This window comes from Enterococcus sp. DIV0213h (assembly GCF_051711285.1).
GTDB lineage: Bacteria > Bacillota > Bacilli > Lactobacillales > Enterococcaceae > Enterococcus_D > Enterococcus_D casseliflavus.
Window position 1 is genome coordinate 2,061,056 of the sequence record NZ_JBIOMH010000001.1, and the last position, 19,688, is coordinate 2,080,743.

The 19,688-nt window shown below is 42.8% G+C and carries 17 protein-coding genes; 8 read left to right on the forward strand and 9 right to left on the reverse strand.

The genetic code is table 11. From position 1 onward, the window contains the following. Positions 1 to 43: 43 nt before the first annotated feature. The 3 genes from addA to lepB all read right to left on the reverse strand — a co-directional run bounded on the left by addA (position 44) and on the right by lepB (position 8,001). Complete coding sequence (gene addA, locus IGI77_RS09510; RefSeq protein ID WP_438769919.1) at positions 44 to 3,721, reverse strand: helicase-exonuclease AddAB subunit AddA; 3,678 nt, start codon at positions 3,719 to 3,721, stop codon at positions 44 to 46. Further along, complete coding sequence (locus IGI77_RS09515) at positions 3,714 to 7,331, reverse strand: PD-(D/E)XK nuclease family protein (RefSeq protein ID WP_438769920.1); 3,618 nt, start codon at positions 7,329 to 7,331, stop codon at positions 3,714 to 3,716. The genes addA and IGI77_RS09515 overlap by 8 nt, the downstream gene beginning before the upstream one ends. A 121-nt stretch (positions 7,332 to 7,452) precedes the next feature. Then, positions 7,453 to 8,001, reverse strand: coding sequence for a signal peptidase I (lepB, locus tag IGI77_RS09520; RefSeq protein ID WP_005226195.1), 549 nt, complete (start codon positions 7,999 to 8,001; stop codon positions 7,453 to 7,455). Between the two features lie 214 nt (positions 8,002 to 8,215). Here lepB and IGI77_RS09525 point away from each other — a divergent pair, with 214 nt between their 5' ends. Together IGI77_RS09525 and IGI77_RS09530 are read left to right on the forward strand one after the other, a co-directional pair. Continuing rightward, on the forward strand, positions 8,216 to 9,667 hold the full coding sequence (locus IGI77_RS09525) for an NAD-dependent succinate-semialdehyde dehydrogenase (protein WP_015509777.1): 1,452 nt from the start codon (positions 8,216 to 8,218) through the stop codon (positions 9,665 to 9,667). A 112-nt stretch (positions 9,668 to 9,779) separates the two neighbouring features. Continuing rightward, positions 9,780 to 10,376, forward strand: coding sequence for a nitroreductase family protein (locus tag IGI77_RS09530; protein WP_074933687.1), 597 nt, complete (start codon positions 9,780 to 9,782; stop codon positions 10,374 to 10,376). Between the two features lie 63 nt (positions 10,377 to 10,439). On the opposite strand, the gene IGI77_RS09535 is transcribed toward IGI77_RS09530, so the two are convergent. After that, complete coding sequence (locus IGI77_RS09535; protein WP_005226198.1) at positions 10,440 to 10,934, reverse strand: hypothetical protein; 495 nt, start codon at positions 10,932 to 10,934, stop codon at positions 10,440 to 10,442. Between the two features lie 137 nt (positions 10,935 to 11,071). Between IGI77_RS09535 and IGI77_RS09540 the strand changes: the two genes are divergently transcribed. Together IGI77_RS09540 and IGI77_RS09545 are read left to right on the forward strand one after the other, a co-directional pair. Next, the gene (locus tag IGI77_RS09540; RefSeq protein WP_438769921.1) at positions 11,072 to 11,599 is read left to right on the forward strand and encodes an HdeD family acid-resistance protein; all 528 of its coding nucleotides are present in this window, start codon (positions 11,072 to 11,074) and stop codon (positions 11,597 to 11,599) included. Between the two features lie 120 nt (positions 11,600 to 11,719). Further along, positions 11,720 to 12,163 carry a hypothetical protein gene (locus IGI77_RS09545; RefSeq protein ID WP_016609260.1) on the forward strand — a complete coding sequence of 148 codons (444 nt, stop codon included), beginning with the start codon at positions 11,720 to 11,722 and terminating at the stop codon, positions 12,161 to 12,163. Positions 12,164 to 12,194: 31 nt separating this feature from the next. Here the strand turns inward: IGI77_RS09545 and IGI77_RS09550 are convergent, their stop codons facing one another. Continuing rightward, positions 12,195 to 14,129, reverse strand: coding sequence for a heavy metal translocating P-type ATPase (locus IGI77_RS09550; RefSeq protein WP_375838827.1), 1,935 nt, complete (start codon positions 14,127 to 14,129; stop codon positions 12,195 to 12,197). A 185-nt stretch (positions 14,130 to 14,314) separates the two neighbouring features. Between IGI77_RS09550 and rsxC the strand changes: the two genes are divergently transcribed. The 3 genes from rsxC to IGI77_RS09565 are packed head-to-tail and all read left to right on the forward strand — an operon-like array spanning position 14,315 to position 17,312. Beyond that, entirely contained in the window at positions 14,315 to 15,652 is a 1,338-nt protein-coding gene (gene rsxC / locus IGI77_RS09555) for an electron transport complex subunit RsxC (protein ID WP_005226202.1), read from the forward strand. Next, complete coding sequence (locus tag IGI77_RS09560) at positions 15,645 to 16,715, forward strand: RnfABCDGE type electron transport complex subunit D (RefSeq protein WP_015509781.1); 1,071 nt, start codon at positions 15,645 to 15,647, stop codon at positions 16,713 to 16,715. The genes rsxC and IGI77_RS09560 overlap by 8 nt, the downstream gene beginning before the upstream one ends. 24 nt (positions 16,716 to 16,739) lie before the next feature. Then, positions 16,740 to 17,312: a hypothetical protein gene (locus IGI77_RS09565; protein WP_015509782.1), complete on the forward strand. Its 573-nt coding sequence runs from the start codon at positions 16,740 to 16,742 to the stop codon at positions 17,310 to 17,312. A gap of 36 nt (positions 17,313 to 17,348) precedes the next feature. On the opposite strand, the gene IGI77_RS09570 is transcribed toward IGI77_RS09565, so the two are convergent. Further along, on the reverse strand, positions 17,349 to 17,546 hold the full coding sequence (locus IGI77_RS09570; protein WP_015509783.1) for a hypothetical protein: 198 nt from the start codon (positions 17,544 to 17,546) through the stop codon (positions 17,349 to 17,351). Positions 17,547 to 17,681: 135 nt separating this feature from the next. On the opposite strand from IGI77_RS09570, the gene IGI77_RS09575 reads away from it, so the two are divergent. Beyond that, positions 17,682 to 17,954: a hypothetical protein gene (locus tag IGI77_RS09575; RefSeq protein ID WP_005226206.1), complete on the forward strand. Its 273-nt coding sequence runs from the start codon at positions 17,682 to 17,684 to the stop codon at positions 17,952 to 17,954. Positions 17,955 to 18,042: 88 nt separating this feature from the next. On the opposite strand, the gene IGI77_RS09580 is transcribed toward IGI77_RS09575, so the two are convergent. From IGI77_RS09580 to IGI77_RS09590, 3 genes are all read right to left on the reverse strand, one after another. Then, the gene (locus IGI77_RS09580; protein ID WP_005226207.1) at positions 18,043 to 18,414 is read right to left on the reverse strand and encodes a hypothetical protein; all 372 of its coding nucleotides are present in this window, start codon (positions 18,412 to 18,414) and stop codon (positions 18,043 to 18,045) included. A 169-nt stretch (positions 18,415 to 18,583) separates the two neighbouring features. Further along, a complete protein-coding gene (locus IGI77_RS09585; protein WP_015509784.1) occupies positions 18,584 to 19,129 on the reverse strand; it encodes a metal ABC transporter permease in 546 nt (181 codons plus the stop codon). Continuing rightward, the gene (locus IGI77_RS09590; RefSeq protein ID WP_438769922.1) at positions 19,113 to 19,532 is read right to left on the reverse strand and encodes a DUF4430 domain-containing protein; all 420 of its coding nucleotides are present in this window, start codon (positions 19,530 to 19,532) and stop codon (positions 19,113 to 19,115) included. The genes IGI77_RS09585 and IGI77_RS09590 overlap by 17 nt, the downstream gene beginning before the upstream one ends. Between the last annotated feature and the right edge of the window lie 156 nt (positions 19,533 to 19,688).

Sequence of the window (19,688 nt, forward strand, 5' to 3'; positions counted from 1 at the left end):
ATAGCATATGACTTACGAAATGTAAGAAACTAGGATCGATCAGCTAGAATGCCACGATCATCTTAGGTTTTAACAGCACTAAATAGGTCTGTCTCACTGGTTTGTTCAATGCTTTCTCCAATGCTTGGCAATAGAGTTTTAATTGACCATAATATCGTTCGCGCATTTTCTGTTCAATCTGAGCCTGACTGCCGAACACATCATCCGTTTTAAAGTCATACAAAATGATTTCATCCGCCAATTCAATATAGCCGTCAATAATACCATGGATCAAAAGCGGCGCATCTGGTTCGTCAAACCCTTCAAAGATCGTATCGGCCTCTTTTAGCATCGAAAACGGCTGCTCCCGCTTCACCACATCAGAGAATTGGTTCAGCAGTTCACCTAGTTCAGTTTGATAAAACCACAAAATACTCGATCGGTCAATTTTTTTGGCGATTTCTTCAGAAAAAAATTGCTTTTTCACGAGTTCAGCAATCAGGAGCGCCAAAGTATCTTGTGTTGGCTTCATTCCTAAGGGGATCATTTGCAAAACCGTATGTGTTGCGGTTCCGATACTGCTGGCGAGAGGCTTCGTTTCTTGCAGAAATTTGGGTTTCGCCAATTCATCTTGTACGTAGCGATATTGCTGAGGATTCGTCTTCTCGGAAACCGACCGCCATTCCAACAAAGTGGTCTGTTGATCATCAGGATCGTTATAGAGTCTTTTCAATTCTGAAACAGATTGATAACTAGTCGTTTGGGTCGCTTTTTGATAAGGATAGCGATAGGCTAGGCGTTTCAAAAGATCATCGATATTGCTATTTGGCGCAATCAATCGTTTAGGCTCCTCGACTGGCGCAAGCGTCTCTTGGACTTCTTGCGTGATCGTTTCTTGATTCCACCATGACAGACGAAAATGAGCAGGATGATCGATCGTTCGCTTGCGCTCTGACGCTTCGGAGAATACTGCTTCCATATCTGGATGGCGCATCAAGGTCCGTCCGACCCAATCCATCAAGCTCCCCCGAGCAACAAGGCGCAACGCTGGATCAAGAACCATCTCGGATTGTGTCAAGCCAGATTGCCACGTCTTAAAGGCATCCGCTTGATTTTTATAGGAGCCTACTAAGAAAAGCTTCTGCTCTGCTCGTGTCAATGCTACGTATAATTTTCGCATCTCTTCTGACAAGGCTTTTTTCAAACGAACTTGCTTGATGGCTTGAAACGGTAGTGTTTCAAATTTAAGGTTTTCTGCGGGTTCCACATATTGGATCCCAGCCCCCAGCTGTTCTTCAAAGATATAGCGTTTTTGAAAATCTTGGTAATTAAAGAATTTTGTTGTATCCAATAAGAAGACTACAGGAAATTCCAAACCTTTACTTGCATGGACGGTCATCACACGAACCGCATCTTCTACTGGTGTAGCTAATGGCTCTGCCAAGTCCTTGTTTTTTTCTTGCATCTTTTCGATGAAGCGAATGAATTGGTACAACCCACGGAAACTGCTCTTTTCGTATTTCTCCGCTCTGTGGACCAATGCCGCTAAATTGGCATAGCGCTGCTGACCTGCAGGCAGTCCCACGACATAATCCAAATAGGCAGTATCTTCATAGATTTGCCAAAGCAAGGTTGGGATTGGTAATCGTCGTGCTTCCTCTCGCCATTGTTCCAGTTTTGTTAAAAACCCATCCACCGTTTGCCACAAGGGTGACGCTTCTTGTTGCCCATGGTAATCCAATACTGCATCGTAGTAGTCGCTGGAACGATTCGCTAAACGGATCTCAGCCAATTGATCTTCTGTTAGGCCGACGATTGGCGAACGCAAAACGGCCACAAGTGGGATATCTTGGTACGGGTTATCAATGATCTGCAGCAAAGAAACGACGGTTTGGATCTCCGTTGCCTGAAAATAGTTTTGAGCATCATTGACCGCCATCGGAATCCCAAACTGCTTAAAGACATCCAAAATGACAAGATTGTTTTTACGTGTGGGGGTCAATAAGACGATGTCATTGTAAGTGATTGGTCGATTTGTTTTGGCTTTTTTGTCATAGATCATGAATTTTGATTCAATCAACTCTCGAATCTTCAAGGCAGTGATCTGCATTTCACCTTCTGTTTTGTCATCGATCAATTGTTCTTCGGATTCATGCTCTTTTTCATATAACAAGAGCTCTGTGGCAAAGGCCTCGCTTTCTGGAAAATCAGGAAAACCGGTAATCAAGGCTGCCGCCTCATCGTAAGGGATTTGTCCAACCCTTTCATCCATCAGTTGTTGAAAAACTAGATTCGTAAAATCCAATACATCGGAACGAGAACGGAAATTTTCTGCTAAGACGATTCTTCGCCCACCATTCTCTGTTTCAAATGCCAAGTATTTTTCGATAAATAGCGTCGGATCTGCTAGTCGAAACGAATAGATCGACTGCTTCACATCCCCCACCATAAACATATTGCCAGGGTTATGATCGACTTGTCTGACCCAATATAAAATTGCCTCTTGCAGCCGATTGACGTCTTGGTATTCATCGACTAAAACTTCTTCAAAGTGATCACGATAATAGGTCGATGCCTCACTTCCACTGCCATCTCCTTGTAAAATCTGCAAGGTGAAATGTTCCAAATCATTAAAGTCTAAACGGCCTTTTGAAAGCTTTCTTTCTTGAAATGCTTTCATAAATGCTTCGGTCATCGCTGCCATTTTTTCAACGACAGGTGCTGATCGATGAAGCAGCTCCATCATTTCAGCTGGTGGATACGGGAAGGTGGCTTTCAATTGCTCGACCAATTTTTTCGCATCATCGCGTAAGGGCTTGATTTCTTGGGACAATTCCTTTTGTTCTGGTTTGCGAAAAGCTGGGTAACGACCAAAACGCAATGTTTGGATCTGCTCATAGAAGCCATCGACATCGTCTGCATCCAGCAGAGCCTTTAAGGTTTCCACCATGCCCAATTCGGTATCGATCAACTGTGCCGCTTTTTCCATCGCTTCATCAGAACGGGCATAGTCTTGCGCCGCCTGCAGCAAATGCGCCGCTGTCTTCAAATTTTCTTGCAAAGTCGGTTTGATTTGCGATTGATAAAGGATATTTTCAGCAAAGGTTTCTTTGCCGATATAGTGATCACTTAGATGAGCTAGCCAGTTGACTGGATCTGGATTGGCTCGGGCAAAGTCATAAAGAGACAGGATCAGATCCCCGACGCCTTCATCAGAACGATCACTTGAAAAATTTTCCGTCAAACGAAAGAAGGCTTCATCATTGGCTTCATATTGTTGATCTCTCAGCTGTGTCCATATTTCTTCTTTCATCAATAAAATTTCGGTTTCATCGGTCATCATGCGGAAATTGGGATCTAAATCGATCAAATAATAAAAACGCCGAATCACAGTTAAACAAAACGCATGCAAGGTAGAAATGTTAGCTGTCGGCAACAGCTGCAGCTGACGAACGAAGTGCTGGCGCTTTTGCTCGTCACTTTCTTGATTGATGGCCTGTTGCAATGCCACTTGAATCCGTTCTTTCATTTCTCGAGCAGCTGCTTCGGTAAAGGTTACGATCAGTAAAGAATCGATCGTCGTTCCTGCTTTTAGCTTTTCGATCACTCGCCGAACCAAAACGGTGGTTTTGCCTGAACCCGCTGAAGCGGAAACGAGGATATTATCCCCTTTATCAAAAATGGCTTGCCATTGGGTATCCGTAAAGGTTTCATTTTGCGGTTTTAAAGGGATCTTACTCATCTTCTTCCTCCCTTAAGCGATGGATAATCTCATCTTTAGATAAGTTTTCTAAACGGTGGTACTCATTTTCTTTCAACAATACATCAAAGTCACAGATGCTGCGAAACGGACAAAATTCACACGCCCGTTTTTTGTCTTTTATTTTATAAGACGGGTTTAAGGCGATTTCACCGCTCAACAGCTTCTCACCGCTTTGCTGCATGTTTTTACGATTGTGTTTTCTTAACAGTTCAAGCTCTTCTTCTGTATAAAACTTGTTTTTCGCCTGCGTTGTTTTTTGATAATTGCCGTTTTTGTCTTTTCGAACAGGGAATATCGGTGAATTTTTGCTGGCTTCAACATCCTCATCTAGCAACGGGAAAACAGCCGGTTCGTCAATAAACAACCCGTCATACTTGAAACGTTTTAAACGTTCTTCTTCACTGGCTTCTTGTCCGTCCAAAAGCGGATTATGCACATGCAGATAATAAGCCCCCGCTGGTCGCACATTTGGCGAACCAACCAGTTGGACAGCATCCGTCAATGCGACATCGAGATAGGTGATCAACTGCATCGCAAGTCCGTAGTATGCTTCAGAAAGGTCAAAATCTCGGCTGCTAGATTTATAGTCAACAACAGAAAGCCATTGTTCTTCTTCCGTTTTCGCCGTATCGACACGATCGATCTTCCCCCGCACATGCAGTTTCCCGCCAGAACTTAATGGCAATTCGATCCCATTGATTCCATTTGAGCCAGCGATCTGACCGAATAGCACCTCCGTCTTTTCAGGACTAAAATGCATTTTTTGTCCTTGTTTCGCTAATGCCCACGCTACTCGCTGAATCGTCTTGCCTAATTGATACCGAATAAAATTCATCCGAGCAGAGCTCGTCAGTAAGCGATAACGGCTTTCGCCAAAAATTTCCTGCAAAACGACTTCCACAAATTGCACGCGTTGGTCAGCAGTTAACTGGGTCAAGGAAATATTTTCAGCAATCAGGACTTTGACAAAGCGGTCCAACGCATCATGGAAAAACTCACCGGTCATTGCTGGATTTAAGCCGTAAACTTCCCGTTCTTTCAACCGTAATCCGTAGCTGACGAAATACTTGTATTCACACTGATAGAACGTCTCCATCTGAGAAATGGAACTGTAGATCGACGGTCCATATAGTGCCGCAGCTTGTGCTTGAGACAAAGGAATCGGAATATTTTGATGCGTTTGGCTTTCAAATACTTGGGCAGCTAAATCTGTCCATTCCGAACGCAGCAGTGCTTGTTTCAGCTGCTCCCAAACCCTAGGCAAATTCTCTTTGTTTTTTTGCGCTTGCTGACTGAGGTTATTGATTTGATAGATCAGGCCACGGTAACTGCCGACATAGTTTCTTGGATCGCTGACTAGCGTCAAAATCCCTCGCTCTTGCAGTGGGACATCCAAACGTTTGACCACGCGATCTAAATAAGGCGACATTTTGATGTTTTGCTGGGTATCAAAATTAACGGCATAGGACAGTGATAAGTGTTCCGTTGCTGAAAGCAAGACAGAATAAAAGGCAAATGGCTCCTTGACACTGCCTTCCACCACTGTATCTCTAAGGTATTTTTCACCATTGAACAACTGATTGAAATGCTGACGTTCTTCATTCGTCAACAACGTTTTGTTCTCTATTTTTCTTGGCAACGCCGTTTCATTCAATCCCGGTGCAAATGTGATCTTTGCTTGCTTTGGACGTGCCAGATCAAGGCGATTGATGTTGACTTGGTCGATCGCTGTTGGGATCTTCCCGAATGTGACATTTTCTAAGCCAGTCAATAAGACATCCTCAAAGAGCGCAAAATCAAAGGACTCTTCCCCATAGATCGCAGCATATTCATCCAGCAAATCCATCAAGGCTTGCCATGCTTGTTCATGATTACGGGCTTGATCCAACTTCCCTTGCTGGATCGCTTGATCTCGCCAATGCCGCAGTTGTTCTTCAACACCGGCATTCAGTAAAAAGCGATACAGCAGTTCGACCGCATCGCGGTTCGTTCTAGCAGCTGTCAGCCAGTCAAGAGTATCAGCAACATCTTGTTTAAAGGCCCTGCGCAACTGGTTGGTATACGCTGTCAAATCCACTTTATCCGTCTGCTCTTCTTCCGATTGTAAATACTCGATCAGTTCCCAATCTTCGTTTCTCGTCCAACTCGCTCCTTGGAAATCATGAGCCAACGCTTTGTTCTCGGTAATATCCACCAACTTACGAAACTGGTCACGCCCAACGAGCCAATCTGCTTCGGAGCGATAGGCTGCCGGTAAGTAAAGTTCCGTTCTAAGCAACCGTAAAATATCATTTAAGCGAAAGCCATAGGATTGACAAGCAAAAAAAGCATTCAAAAACTCAACCAATGGATGTTGCGCCATCATCTGCTCTTCATCGATATAAAAAGGAATCTCAAACTCAGTAAAAATTTTAGGAATATATTGATGATAGATTTCTGGTTCGGCGATCAATAATTGGATCTCTCGGTATCGTAATGCTGGGTACCGTTTCTTATCGCTCATCATCCCACGGATCGACGCTGCAATCTGACGGATCTCTTCTTCTGGATTCCCAACTTTCCAAACTGCCAGAAAGTCCTTCACAGAGGACTGTTGCTGATAGTTGACTTGTGACTGGGTCTGCCGCCAAAATGTTTCAATTTCATTATACGCCTGTTGCATCGATCCCTTCGCTTCCTTGTCTACCTCTTGGTTGACCGAAAGTTTCTGATCCAAATAAATCGGCACTTGATTTTCTCGGGCAAAACTGATCAATTGATAATAGGTTCGCCCTGCTTCATAAAACAAATTTAACGGTGAAGGCAGCTCTTGTGGATACCCACGATCCAGAAAAAGATCAATAATGACATGACTTTTTTTCATCAACACTTGAATCAGCTGCTGTTCCTGTGTTGAAAAAGCGGAAAACCCACTGATAATAAATAAGGCATGGGAAAGATCTGGTGCTTTGTTCATTGACACCGCGTTAGGCATTGCTTGCTCCACTGGAGAATCATCCGGCAAGGAACCTTCAAGAAAGCGTGTCAACAAGGTGATCGGTTGTTCGACTTGTAATGCACGCTCCAGAAGTTCTTGTTCAAATCGTTGAAATATTTTCGCTAATTCACTGTATTTTTTCTCCTCGTCTTGGGTTGCGCTTGGTGCAGCACCACCTGCCAATAAATCTTCGATCCCCAATCGACTTGTATGCATTTCTTGATAGAACGCCAACAATTGCTGGATAAAACCCGCTTTGTTGATCTCACCACGGTATAAGACGAGTTCTTCTTCTAGTTCCAAAAGCAGCTTACGCATGATCATGGAGGCACCATTTTCAGTGATGGCATTTTGAGAAAGCAAGCCGGTTTGCTGCAAATAAAACCAAGCCAAACGGTGAAAACTATACACTTGCGCGCGAATAGAAGCAAAATCTTCTACGCGATCCTCTTTCAGTAATTGAAGGATCTCACGCTCTCGTTCAAATTTGTTGTAGTTAGGTACCAGAAAAAAAACTTCTTGATGGTCTTTTTCTAACCAACTTTTTGCATTTTCTATCACTGCTTGATCATGACGACAACGGCCATCGCCAAGGATAAATCGTAAACTCATGAAAGGACTCCTTCTCTCCATCGTCTTTTAAAAAAAACACTAAAAATCACCGACACGCTTCTTCAAATGCGTCTTTGTTTTAAAAGAATCTCCTTAAAAACAAAAAAACGGTCGCAGAATTTCACTCTTTGCCTAGCATACCAAAATCGGCAATTGGCCAGAATACAAATTTTACATCACCCAAAATCGTTGCTTCATCGATCAGACCTAATTGACGACTATCTTTGGAAATTCGGCGGTTATCCCCTAACACTAAAATTTGACCTTCAGGAATGACTTCAACACCAAATAACCCCATATCAAAATCACTGGTCAATGGAAAGCCATCTGTGACAGCTGCTTTGAATTCATCCAAGTAGGGTTCATCATATGCTTGTCCATTGATATAAAGGGTATCGTTTTGATAGGAAACCTGATCGCCAGGTAAACCAATCACGCGTTTGATATAGTTTTTGCCTGCTTCATCCGGTGCTTCAAACGTTATGATATCGAAACGTTCGATCTCGGTATTTTTCAAAGCAATCACCCGCTCACCATCATGTAATGTGGGGTCCATCGAATCTCCTTTTACGATCACAGGAGTAAAGACATACTGTCTTAATAACAAGAGGAATAAAGTGAAGATCACGACAAATCCTACTGTTTTTAAAAGCTCTTTTACTTGTTGCACGCGTCCCTCACTCCTTGAATATTTTACTATATTTTCCAAGAATCGAACAAACATTCTTATTTTTCTATTCTACCATAAAATGATAGGAGCAGGACATTTCCCCTTTGGTTCTTTACAAAAATTTGGAGAATCAAGAGACTTGCATATGAATTGTCATCCTTTCTGATCCGTGCTAGGGTTAAATAAGAACCCATTATTGAAAGGAAGTGCCAAGATGAACCAACAGTTACCACAAGTACCAACAAAGTTATTGATTAACGGAAAATGGCTTGAAGGAACAAAAGAGTCGGTTTCGGTTACCAATCCTGCCACTAATGAAGAACTCGTAAAAGTCAGTCAAGGAGGGATCGAGGAAACCAAGCAAGCAATCGATGCCGCAGCGATTGCTTTTCCCGAATGGTCAAAACGCTCCCCTCGAGAACGTGCCGATTTGATGAACGTCATTGCTGATTTGATGGAGGAAGAAAGCGATCGTTTAGCAAAAATCATGAGTATGGAACAAGGAAAACCATTAAAAGAAGCGGAGGCAGAAATCCAATCCAACGTTGACAATTTCCGTTGGAATGCAGCTGAAGCGCAACGGGTCTATGGCGAAGTGATTCCAGCCCCTGAACACAATCATTGGCTGGTACGCAAAGAAGCGATCGGGGTTGTTGGCGCGATCACGCCTTGGAACTTTCCTTCTAACATGATTGCAAGAAAAATTGCACCTGCTATGGCCGTTGGCTGTACCCTTGTTATGAAACCATCAAAAGAAACCCCACTATCCGCATTAGCTTTAGGCGAGCTTTTTCAACAAGCAGGACTTCCAGACGGGGTCGTCAATATCGTCTTAGGAGATTCTTCTGAGATTGGGAAAGAATTGACCGAAAATGAACAAGTCAAAAAAATCACCTTTACCGGCTCCACGAAAGTTGGGATGAAATTATATGAACAAGCAGCACCAACTCTGAAAAAAGTTTCATTGGAGTTAGGTGGTCATGCCCCGTTTCTTGTTTTTGCTGATGCTGATTTAGATTTAGCTGCTGAAAAATTAATTGCAGCAAAATTCCGCAACAACGGTCAGGTCTGTACATCCCCCAATCGAATTTTTGTCGAAGAGTCCGTCAAAGACGCCTTTACCAAAACATTACTAGCGAAAATGGAAACCGTAACGGTCGGCAATGGTCTGGAAAACCCTACTGTTGGTCCTTTGATCAACCAAGCAGGCGTTGAAAAAGTCATCGAGCAGTTGGAAGATGCGGTAAATAAAGGAGCTAAAGTTTTACTCGGTGGTAAGAAGCTTACTGAAGGTGAGTACGAAAAAGGCAACTTCTTCGCACCAACGGTCATCGATGGGATTACTTCTGAGATGGCTATCTACTATGAAGAAACCTTTGGACCTGTGATCCCATTGATCTCATTTACGGATCGACAAGCAGTCATCGCTGCGGCAAATGATACGGAATTTGGACTAGCTTCCTACTTCTTTTCAACGAATTTGCAAACGATCTCGAATGTCGCCCAAAACCTCCAATATGGGATGGTTGGGGTCAATGACATTGCGATCTCAAATCCGGCGGCTCCCTTCGGCGGCGTCAAGCACTCCGGTTTTGGTCGTGAAAACGGCAAATATGGCCCTGAAGAATACGTGACCGTTAAATTCATTGCTATCGATGCCCAATAAGAAAAAGTCAGGTGCGTTTGCCTGACTTTTTGACGTCCCAAGCATTTTCTTTTACTAACATTAAGTAAGAATGTATACTTCACTCTATGACAATAGAAAAGGTGGGAATACGATGACAAAATTTCTTGATACGATCAAACAGCGCCGCTCAATCTATGGGCTAGGTAAAAATGTGGCTCTTTCCGACACTGAAATCGAAGACATTGTGAAAGAAGCAGTGAAAAATAGTCCAACTGCGTTTAACGCACAATCACCAAGAGCCGTGATTTTATTTGGCGAAGCCCACGAAAAATTGTGGACATTAACAGAGGCTGCCATAGAACCATTGACACCACCCGAAGCGTTTGAAGCGACAAAACAAAAACTTGCTGGTTTTAAAGCGGGTTACGGAACCGTTCTATTCTTTATTCACACGGATACCGTGAAAAATTTGCAAGAGCAATTTGCTCTATACGCAGAGAACTTTCCCGTTTGGGCAGAACAATCGAATGGGATCGCTCAAGCGAACGCTTGGACCGCTTTAGAAGAAGCTGGATTAGGGGCCAACTTACAGCATTACAACCCTGTCATCGATGACGCTGTTGCAGCTGAATGGTCAATTCCTGAAAATTGGCAACTGCGAGCGCAACTAGTCTTTGGTTCAAAAGAAAGCGAACCGAACGAAAAAGAATTTCTAAGTGACGATGAGCGCTTCCGCGTGTTCCATTAATCAATTTTCGACCTAAAAAAAGACCCTTGATTACGCCTTAAACTGGCAGTAATCGAGGGTCTTTTAGTCCTTTGTTCCTTGATCATGATCGACTAAAATATCGATCGGTGTCCCTTCATTCAAGTGTTCTGACAAGAAAACAACCAATTCTGCTAATGGCTGCTTGAATTTCATCAATGGGCCTCTCATCCCTCTTCGAAAATAGTTCATCTTGATGGGCTGCCCTTCCTTTTCTTGAAACAAAACGACTCGATCGATCTCTTGGTATAGTACCCCTTTGATACTCATTGGATGGACAATGATTCGATCAAGTGCTAAGCCGCGGCTGTCTAAGACAAAGCTCAAAAAGACCAAACCCGAAACGATCCCTCGCACCCGATTATCAAGTGCCTCTTCCATCATCACCATGGATAGGATGATCATTACTGAAAAAATCGTAATGGCGACCTTGCTTAGTTTGCGCTCCACAGCAAGAAATTGAATGTCTTTCCGTACCACGAATAAATAAAGGTATAAAACGATCGTAAAGGCACACATCACTAGCGTTAACCCACTCATAATACTCTCCGTTCTGTTTTCTTTTCCTTATTCTACCAAAAAACCATCTGATACAAAAGGCTTAGCCTATTTCGTAGGTTTTTTGATATCTATTTTAACAAGAATTCGGTACAATAGGAAAAAAAGGAGGAATTATCATGAATGCATTTTTTGATAAATTACAACGCTATGATTTACTTCGTGCCGTCGTATATATCGTCTTTGGCTTCATCATCTTGATTGCACCACGATCTGTCTTCAACACGATCGTTTATCTTGTTGCCGGGTATATTGCATGTTTAGGGATCATTAGCTTGTATACGAGCTACAAAGAAAAACAAAAGGGCTATCGCAATGTGCAATCCGTCTCTGGTATCTTACTGTTGATTGCGGCAGCTGCGATTTTAGTTTTTGCCAAAGGATTACTTGCCATCGTGCCATTTTTCTTAGGAATCATGATCACCATCAGCGGTTGCACCCGATTGATGGCAAGCTTTAACCAAAAACGCATTGGTTTACCTTATATCACTAACTTGATCATCAGTCTATTGATCATTGCTGCAGGGATCATCCTAGTATTGAATCCCTTCGCCACTTGGTTATTATTCTTCCAAATTTTTGGCGGGATCTTGATTTTCATGGGTGCCTCCGATGCGGTCAACCATTTTCAACGAAAAAGAGCCTAATAAATGAGAATGTTTTAAAATTTCCTACGAATCTAACATCTACATGTAGACTTTTCCCGCTATTCCTTTTAAAATAGGAGATATCAAACAGTCAGTCCATTGACACGCGGGAGGTGCGACATGAAGAAAATCAAGCAAGCAGCAAAACATCCAAACGATGTACCGGTAATTTTTTTGACCGATGCAACTGGCAAAGTCGTACGAAAAATCTCGATCAATGAGTGGCGTGCGCTTAAAGCAACCCCTGACCAGATCGAAGAACTTGATATCAAATTGTATCGTGAAGCAATCAGTTTCTATCTTCAAGAAGACTACGCAAAAGCAAAAGATCTTTTGCATTTCTTGATCAACAAAACAGACTATAGTCATTATGAATACGTGGAACGACTAGCAAATATCTACCGCATCGAAAACCGTCCCGCTAAAGAAAAAGACCTGTTACTGACTGCTTATCATGCAATCAAACCGTTGGATTCCTCTGAAGGGATTTTAAGAAGGATCGAAAATCGATTGCAAAAAATCGATGCCTTTGATTTTCCAACTTCGACACAATTCAGTCATTAAAAAAGCAGCTATCCTTCGATAGCCGCTTTTTTTATGCATCTGGCAGTTTGCGCAAAAGGCGCAACCCGTTAAACAATACAATCAACGTACTTCCTTCATGGGCAAATACCCCCAGCCCAATATTCATTTTTCCAAATAGATTCAACCCGACTAATAATGCGACGATAAACATGGAGAAGAAAATATTTTGCCAAATGATTCGATCCATTTTCTTCGCTAAGCGATAGGCATACGCGAAGCGTGAAAGATCATTTTTCATGATCACGGCGTCCCCCACTTCGATAGCAACATCTGACCCTTCGCCCATCGCAAAACCGATGTCTGCCTGAACAAGTGCGGGCGCATCATTGATGCCATCCCCCACCATGGCGGTTTGTCCGTAGGCTTCTTGGAGTGCTCGAACCGCTTCCGCTTTGTTCTCAGGTAACACATTAGCCGCCACTTGATCAACGTTTAGCCGCTTTCCGATGGCTTCCCCAGCAGACGCACTATCTCCGGTGATCATAACGGTATGGATCCCTTCATTTTTTAAATAACGAATCACAGAAGCTGCCTGTTCGTTCGGCTCATCCATCAAAGCGATGATTGCGACAACCTCTTCATTGATGGAAAAAATGACCATCGTTTTTCCTTGCGCTTCCAGGTGACGGTACTGTTGCTCCAACGAACCTGTTAACTGGGAGTTTTCGGTTCTTTTTCCTAATCGATAGGTTTTTGTTCCTGAGACGGCTACTAAACCGGAACCAATCTCATTCGTAACCGTCAGCTGTTCGTTTTGCTGCCCTTTATTGTTCTTCTCAAAATAAGTAACGATCGCATCTGCCAATGGATGATTGGCTTGTTTTTCCAGCGAAACGATGATGGAAGCGGCCTCTGCTTGATCGATGGCTTCTGCGAAAATGACATCCGTGACCGTTGGTTTTCCGACGGTCAACGTGCCCGTTTTGTCAAATGCCACCGCTTTGATCTGAGCAAAATTCGTTAAGTAGTTGCTGCCTTTAAAAAGAATCCCTTTTTTTGCTAGATTTGAAATCGCAGATAAACTAGCAGGTACCGCACTTGCCGCTAACGCACAAGGAGACGCTGCAATCATCATCACGATCCCGCGATAAAAACTGGTATACCAATCCCAACCAAGTAGAAACGGTGCTGTTAAGATGAACAAAGGGACTGCAATGAAAACAATGGTTACATAGATTGGTTCGATTTTTTTGATTCGTGTTTCTGTTGGTGACTGATTCGACTGTGCCGCTTCAACGACTGAAAGAATTTTGGCAAAGACCGTTTCCGAGCTGTCTTTTGTGACTTCCATCAAAAATGTTCCATTGCCATTGATGGTACTGCCATAAACTTCGTCTCCCGCTGTTTTTTCTCGCGGTATACTCTCGCCATTGATGGAAGCTTCGTTGATGGCACTCGTGCCAGAAAGAATCACCCCATCTGTTGCTAACTGATCACCAGGCAAAACTTGTAAAATATCCCCTTTTTTTATCTCTGAAGCAGCAATTTTTTTGGCTTTCCCATCTGGGCCCATCAAACGTGCTTCCGTTGGATTCAATTTGAGAAGATTGGTGATTTCTCGTCGGCTTTGCCCTTCCGCGTATTCTTCTAAAAAGTGAGCACCAGCAAAAATCAAAATCAGTAAGGCTGCCTCATTAAAATTGCCTATGATCATTGACCCTATCGCTGCTAATAACATCAATAGATGTACATTTGGCGTAAAGCGCCGATTGATTCTTGTGCTTTTTACGGTATCCTCGATCCCTTCCCACGAAATGTGGTAGCCCGCTAATAAAACTGCAGCAAAATAAACCCCGTCTTTTACCCATTGATTCGAAATAAACAGCGCCACTATAAAGAAGATTACCCCCGCGAAGTAAACTTTACGAGGAAACGTCCCATGATCATGGGTATGCGTATGTCCCTTCGTTTTTGTGTGCTCGTGTTGACAAGTATGTTCAGCCATCATCAAAACCTCCTCTATTCCATCGAACATATGAACGATCAAACATGTTTATACCCTGATTATATATGAACAAACAATCATATGTCAACCGAAATAAGTTTTTCTTGTGAAATGTAAGCGTTTATGGTTTTGAGAATGCGGATGGCATGCTAGAATAAAGTTAGGAGAAAAAAGGAGTGTTGGCTATGAGAACATTTACTGGTGGAATTTCACTAAGTCCCCCGTTACAAATGTTAAAAGAAAAATTAATGATCGAACAAGATGAAATCCTTACCTTTTCACCCACGATGGTCTTTATCCCTTTGGCACAACATATTGGTGCCCCTGTCGAACCGACGGTTTCCGTTGGTGAGTACGTCAAGCAAGGGCAAGTGATCGCTGAAGCAGATGCCTTTGTATCTGCGAAAGTCCATGCATCTGTTTCGGGCAAAATCGTCGATATTGTCGATTGGCCAAATCAAAACAATGAAGAAGGAAAAACCATCATCATTGAAAACGATTATGCCTTCGATAATGATTTTTTGTCTACCCCATTCAACTGGCAATCTGCTGCTAACGAAACGATCCTCAAAAAAATCCGTCAAGGCGGTATCGCCGGCAAAGGCGGTGCAACGTTTCCCACCCATGTCAAATTCAGTATTGATGAAAATAAAAAAATCCATACCTTGATCTTAAACGGATCTGAATGTGAGCCCTTTTTGCGCAGTGATGCCTTCTTAATGCAAAAAGAAGCCAAAAAAATCATCCAAGGGGCAAAAATTGCCCAAAAATTGTTAGCTGATCCAAAAATCATCATTGGCATCGAGGATGATAAACCGCTAGCCATTTCAGCGATGCAAGCCGCAAGTGCAGAGGATGACACGATAGAAGTCGTTACTGTCCCAACTGTTTATCCAACCGGTGGTGAAAAGCAGTTAGTAGAGTTATTGACCGATCAGGAGGTACCTTTAGGCGGCTTGACTGCCGATATTGGGATCGTATTGATCAATGTTGCCACCAGCTTTGCCATCGCTGAAGCGGTCTGTTATGACAAACCGCTGATTGAACGCTATACAACCGTGACTGGTGATGTTCAACATCCACGCATCGTCAAAAATCCTTTAGGAACACTCGCAGGAGAGTTGATCGATTTTGCTGGCGGCTTTCAAGGTGCGCCCAGCAAGCTGATTCTTGGCGGCCCCATGATGGGGAAATCCGTCAAAACATTAAAGGTTCCGGTCACCAAAGGCAGCAACGGGATCGTTGTTTTTAATGAAGAAACCGATTGGCTATATGCCGAAAACCCCTGCATTCGCTGCAATAAATGTGTCGAAGCTTGTCCGATGCGCCTGATGCCGATGGAGATCGATCAATTCTATCGAGCAGGCGATTATCAAAAATGTGAAGAATTGCTGGCAGAAGCGTGTATCAATTGTGGTGCTTGCACCTTTGTCTGTCCAGCCAAACGTTCCTTAGCTGCCAACATCACTGCCGCAAAAGGCAAGGTTGCACAGCTGCAGAAGGAGGCGAAGGAAAGTGCCTGATTACTACAAGGATTCCGATAGCGAGCGCCTCTTTCAGCAACGAAAAAACCAAGAAACACCACCAAGCCCCCATATTCGCAGCAATGACGAAACAGTCAAAATCATGGGCTGTGTAGTACTAGCCTTACTACCAGCAGTTTTATTCTCTGGCTACCTTTTCGGGCTCAAGGTATATGGGTTGTTTTTCATTGCGCTAGCCACGGCGTTTGCCGCCGACGGAATTTGGTCCTACCTCATCAAACGGCCATTTCGTTTCGATCTAAGTATCGTTGTGACGGCATTGCTTTTAACGATGAATCTTCCACCGACCGCACCTTGGTATTTCCCAGTGATCGGGGTGGCGTTTGCCGTGATCATCGTCAAAGAATTTTTTGGCGGTATCGGCTATAACTTTTTAAATCCAGCCCTTGGCGGTCGCGCCTTGTTGATTGGCTTGTTTTATAACCAGATGTTTTTGATCAGTTGGCCAGATCCACCTTTTGGCAGCATCGCTCCTGATGTGGTTTCGCAAGCTACGGCGAACGATGTCGTTTCCGGTGCTACGCCATTAGCTGTCATGAAGGCCGGGGACACCTTAAGCGGTTCTGATCTGTTGGATGCTTTTTTAGGATTTACTGGGGGACGAATCGGTGAAACCAGTGCCTTGCTTTTACTTCTGGGTGGAATTTTTCTCGTTTACAAGAAAATCATCTCCCCTCGTATCCCGCTGATTATTTTTGCAACGATCGGGCTCTTTGCTTTTATCCTTGGTCCAGAAGGACTTTTTACTGGCAGTTGGCAAACGGTGATTGGGCATATCATCAGCGGTGGTGCCATGTTGGGTGCGATCTATATGGCGACTGATTATTCTTCGACTCCAGGAACAAAAGCAGGAGAAAATCTTTTTGCCTTAGGCGTGGGGCTTCTCGTTGTCCTCTTCCGTTTCTTTGGTTTCACAAACGAAGGCATGAGCTATGCCATCTTGATCATGAATTGTTTTACTCCACTCATCGATCGCTTCTTACGCCTTCGCATTTTAGGGGAAGGAAAAAAGACCCCGTTCAACCTTAAAATCATGAGCTAAAACGCAAGAAAGGAGCGTTCTCATATGATGATCGCCAATCGACTAGTGGTCTTCCTAGTCATTCTACTCACAAATTACGCCTGTCAAAATTTGGCGCCGACCGTCAAAGAAAAAAAACCGAACGTGACGACACGGGTGGTTTTCCTGTCAGGGATCATTGCAGTCGCATACTTGTTGAGCGGTTTAAGTTTTTATCTTTTGCTTCAAAATCGCTTTGTCTATGGCAATCAAGTGGTCACCAATTTGGTAAGTGCTGCCATCATCGCCTTGATTACTGCCAGTTTATGCTTACTGATCGTTCCAGCAAAAAAACGTTTCTTGACGAATGATCTAAAAAAGACGACCCTAGTCAGTGTCATCTTGCTGACGATCGCCACTGTGACCCAATTTCCCTATACCGATTATTTAACCAATTTATTTGTTGCTGTAGGCATGTATTTTCTCTTTTCCTGTGCTTTGTCAGGGGTTCATACACGAAATCAAATTGCCGCAATTCCGCCAATTCTGAAAGGCTTACCTCTGGACATCGTGACACTTTTTCTATTTTATCTGAGCTTTTCCTTTCTCAACGGTGTCTTCTTCAATTATTTATTCTAAACAAAAAGAAAGTCCCGCTTTGGCAGCGGAACTTGCTTATTTCTTGCGGAATATTTCTCTGAAGGAACCGATCAAAAAACCAGTCGAAAAAGCATTTTGTGCTTTTTGTTCTTTTTCAGCAGCGATTTTTTGTCGTGTTCGCAGCCCTTTATTGGCATTTTTGGACTTCTTCCCTTCACGGAGTTCTTTTGAAGCCTTTTGAAACTCTTTTGAGAAACGGTTATACCCAACCATTCCTTTTGCCTCCTTTCTTTTTACGTGGCACATAATAACGAGGATTTATTATAGGAATTGCCTTTCTGATGCAAATCAGGTAACATAACAGACAGAAAGATGATTTATCCCAGGTTTATCAGAAAGGAAGATCCCATGAACGAAACCCACACTGGATTGTTAGTCAATAGCCGTGTTTTTCAAGAAACGCCAATGATGCTAACAGGTATCCAACTTTTAGAAGACCACAAAATCGTGAATTGCATTATTAAGGATCGCTACTTAGCCAGTTATGTCTTACGCCTTCCATTAAATAAATACCAATTAGAAGTCGAAGGAAAATGGAACAAGCGGGAACAGTTAGTGATCAAGCATATGAAAATCAAGAATATCGATGAGTTTATTAAAATCGTCGGTACGCCAGAATAACAGGACTCACGAAAAGCAAGTGCAGGCAACTGCCCTTGCTTTTTTTTGAAAAAATCCAGCTGATTTTTCCCGCGTGTTCCTCCGATGTTTATCGCGACATTCTGGTAAACCGATCGATCAAGGCTTTTTGCTCCTCTTTGATACCGATCGCCAACGGTTTGATCATTAGTTTGACAGTGGTCGAAGGTGTCTGAATCTGGACTTTTTTATTTACCACACCGCCTAGTTGTAATTTTGTGATCTCATGGATCATAATTGTCTGCATCCCTTTTTCATGAAATTGCAGATCTAACTGAATCAAGTGGATTTTTTCTTCGTCAACCACCACGATAAAATACTTTGGTGTTGGCAGGGCAATCATTTTGGCTTCCTCGGCATAACCAGCCAGTTTTCCATGGAACTTCGCACGGTAGCTTTCTAAATCATCCTTTTTCACGATCCATTTCATCAAAAGCCACATCCTTCCTTAGATACCTTAAGGATACCTGCAGAAACCGCTTTTGCACAACAATATGCCTGCTTGTTTCCTCACATAACCCCTTTCACCTCATTTGATCGTCAAAGACTTTTTCCTCTAGTCATGGACGTTTTGCCCGACACTAGCTAACTCAACAAAAAAAGCGAAGCGCTTAGTGCCCTTCGCTGTTGTTCTTTGGATAGTAGTGTTGGAAAAGCCGCAGAAAGATCGGTGCTAGTAACAGATAAAAAATGCCATTGCCTATTGCGTGGAGGGCATCAAAGCTCAATCCTTGAAAATAATAAGCCCAAAAGCTAGGAAACCCATAAAGTTTGACACTGATCCAAGATATCACAAAGCCATAAGCAAACCCTGCAAATACACTGTAGCTGACTTGTAAAAGCAACCGTTTCATAAACAGCTTGCTTTTTGACAACAGATACATCCCCAAAATAATGATTGCATAGCTAACTAATTGAGCAATCGTCCATATTCCCATTCCCATGTAAAAATTGGTAATCAGCATCGAGAGCAGACAAACGATCAATCCACGACTAAGACCTAAATGGATGGTTACTAATAAAAAGATCACCGTCATTGGTTGAACATTGGGTAAGGGTTGAAAAAGTGACCTGCCGACGACGGCCGCTGCCACAAGCAGCCCTAAATAAGCAATTTCTTTTCCAGCAAATGCAAGTGGTTTATTCGAATTTTTCATAGGTGAAAACCACTTTATCGTTGTTTCCTAAAAAGGTATCATCTGACCCAGTTGTAATCATTTCATCATTGATCGTATATGTCCAATAATAGCCAGCTTTTTCATCTTGCGCTAAACCGTCAATGCTGGTGATCATCCCTTGATTTTCTTCCAAGTCAAAGTTCTCTTTCATGATAGTCATCAAAGAAACCCCTTCTTTAAAAGTGACCGTTTTGGTTTCGATCTCCTGGTCTTGCTCTTCACTTTTATTATTGAAGCTGATTTGGGCAGTGCGCTCTTCGGCGTTTTGTTGGACTGACGAAGATTCACTGGAGGAGTTTCCCGCATCCATCGATGGTTTGGCACAGCCGGCAAAAACCAGACTTAGTAAAAAAATATAACTAAAAACAACTGTTTTCTTCATAATAATGGCTCCTTTGATTTTTTTTACAACACCTTATTCTACTAAAAATTAATAAAAAAGGCGAAATTTTTTTGTTCCTCTCTATAGAAAGCATTGTAAAACCATGAGACTATGGGTATACTAGCTTCAATCATTCGTAAGAAGAAATGAAGGAGT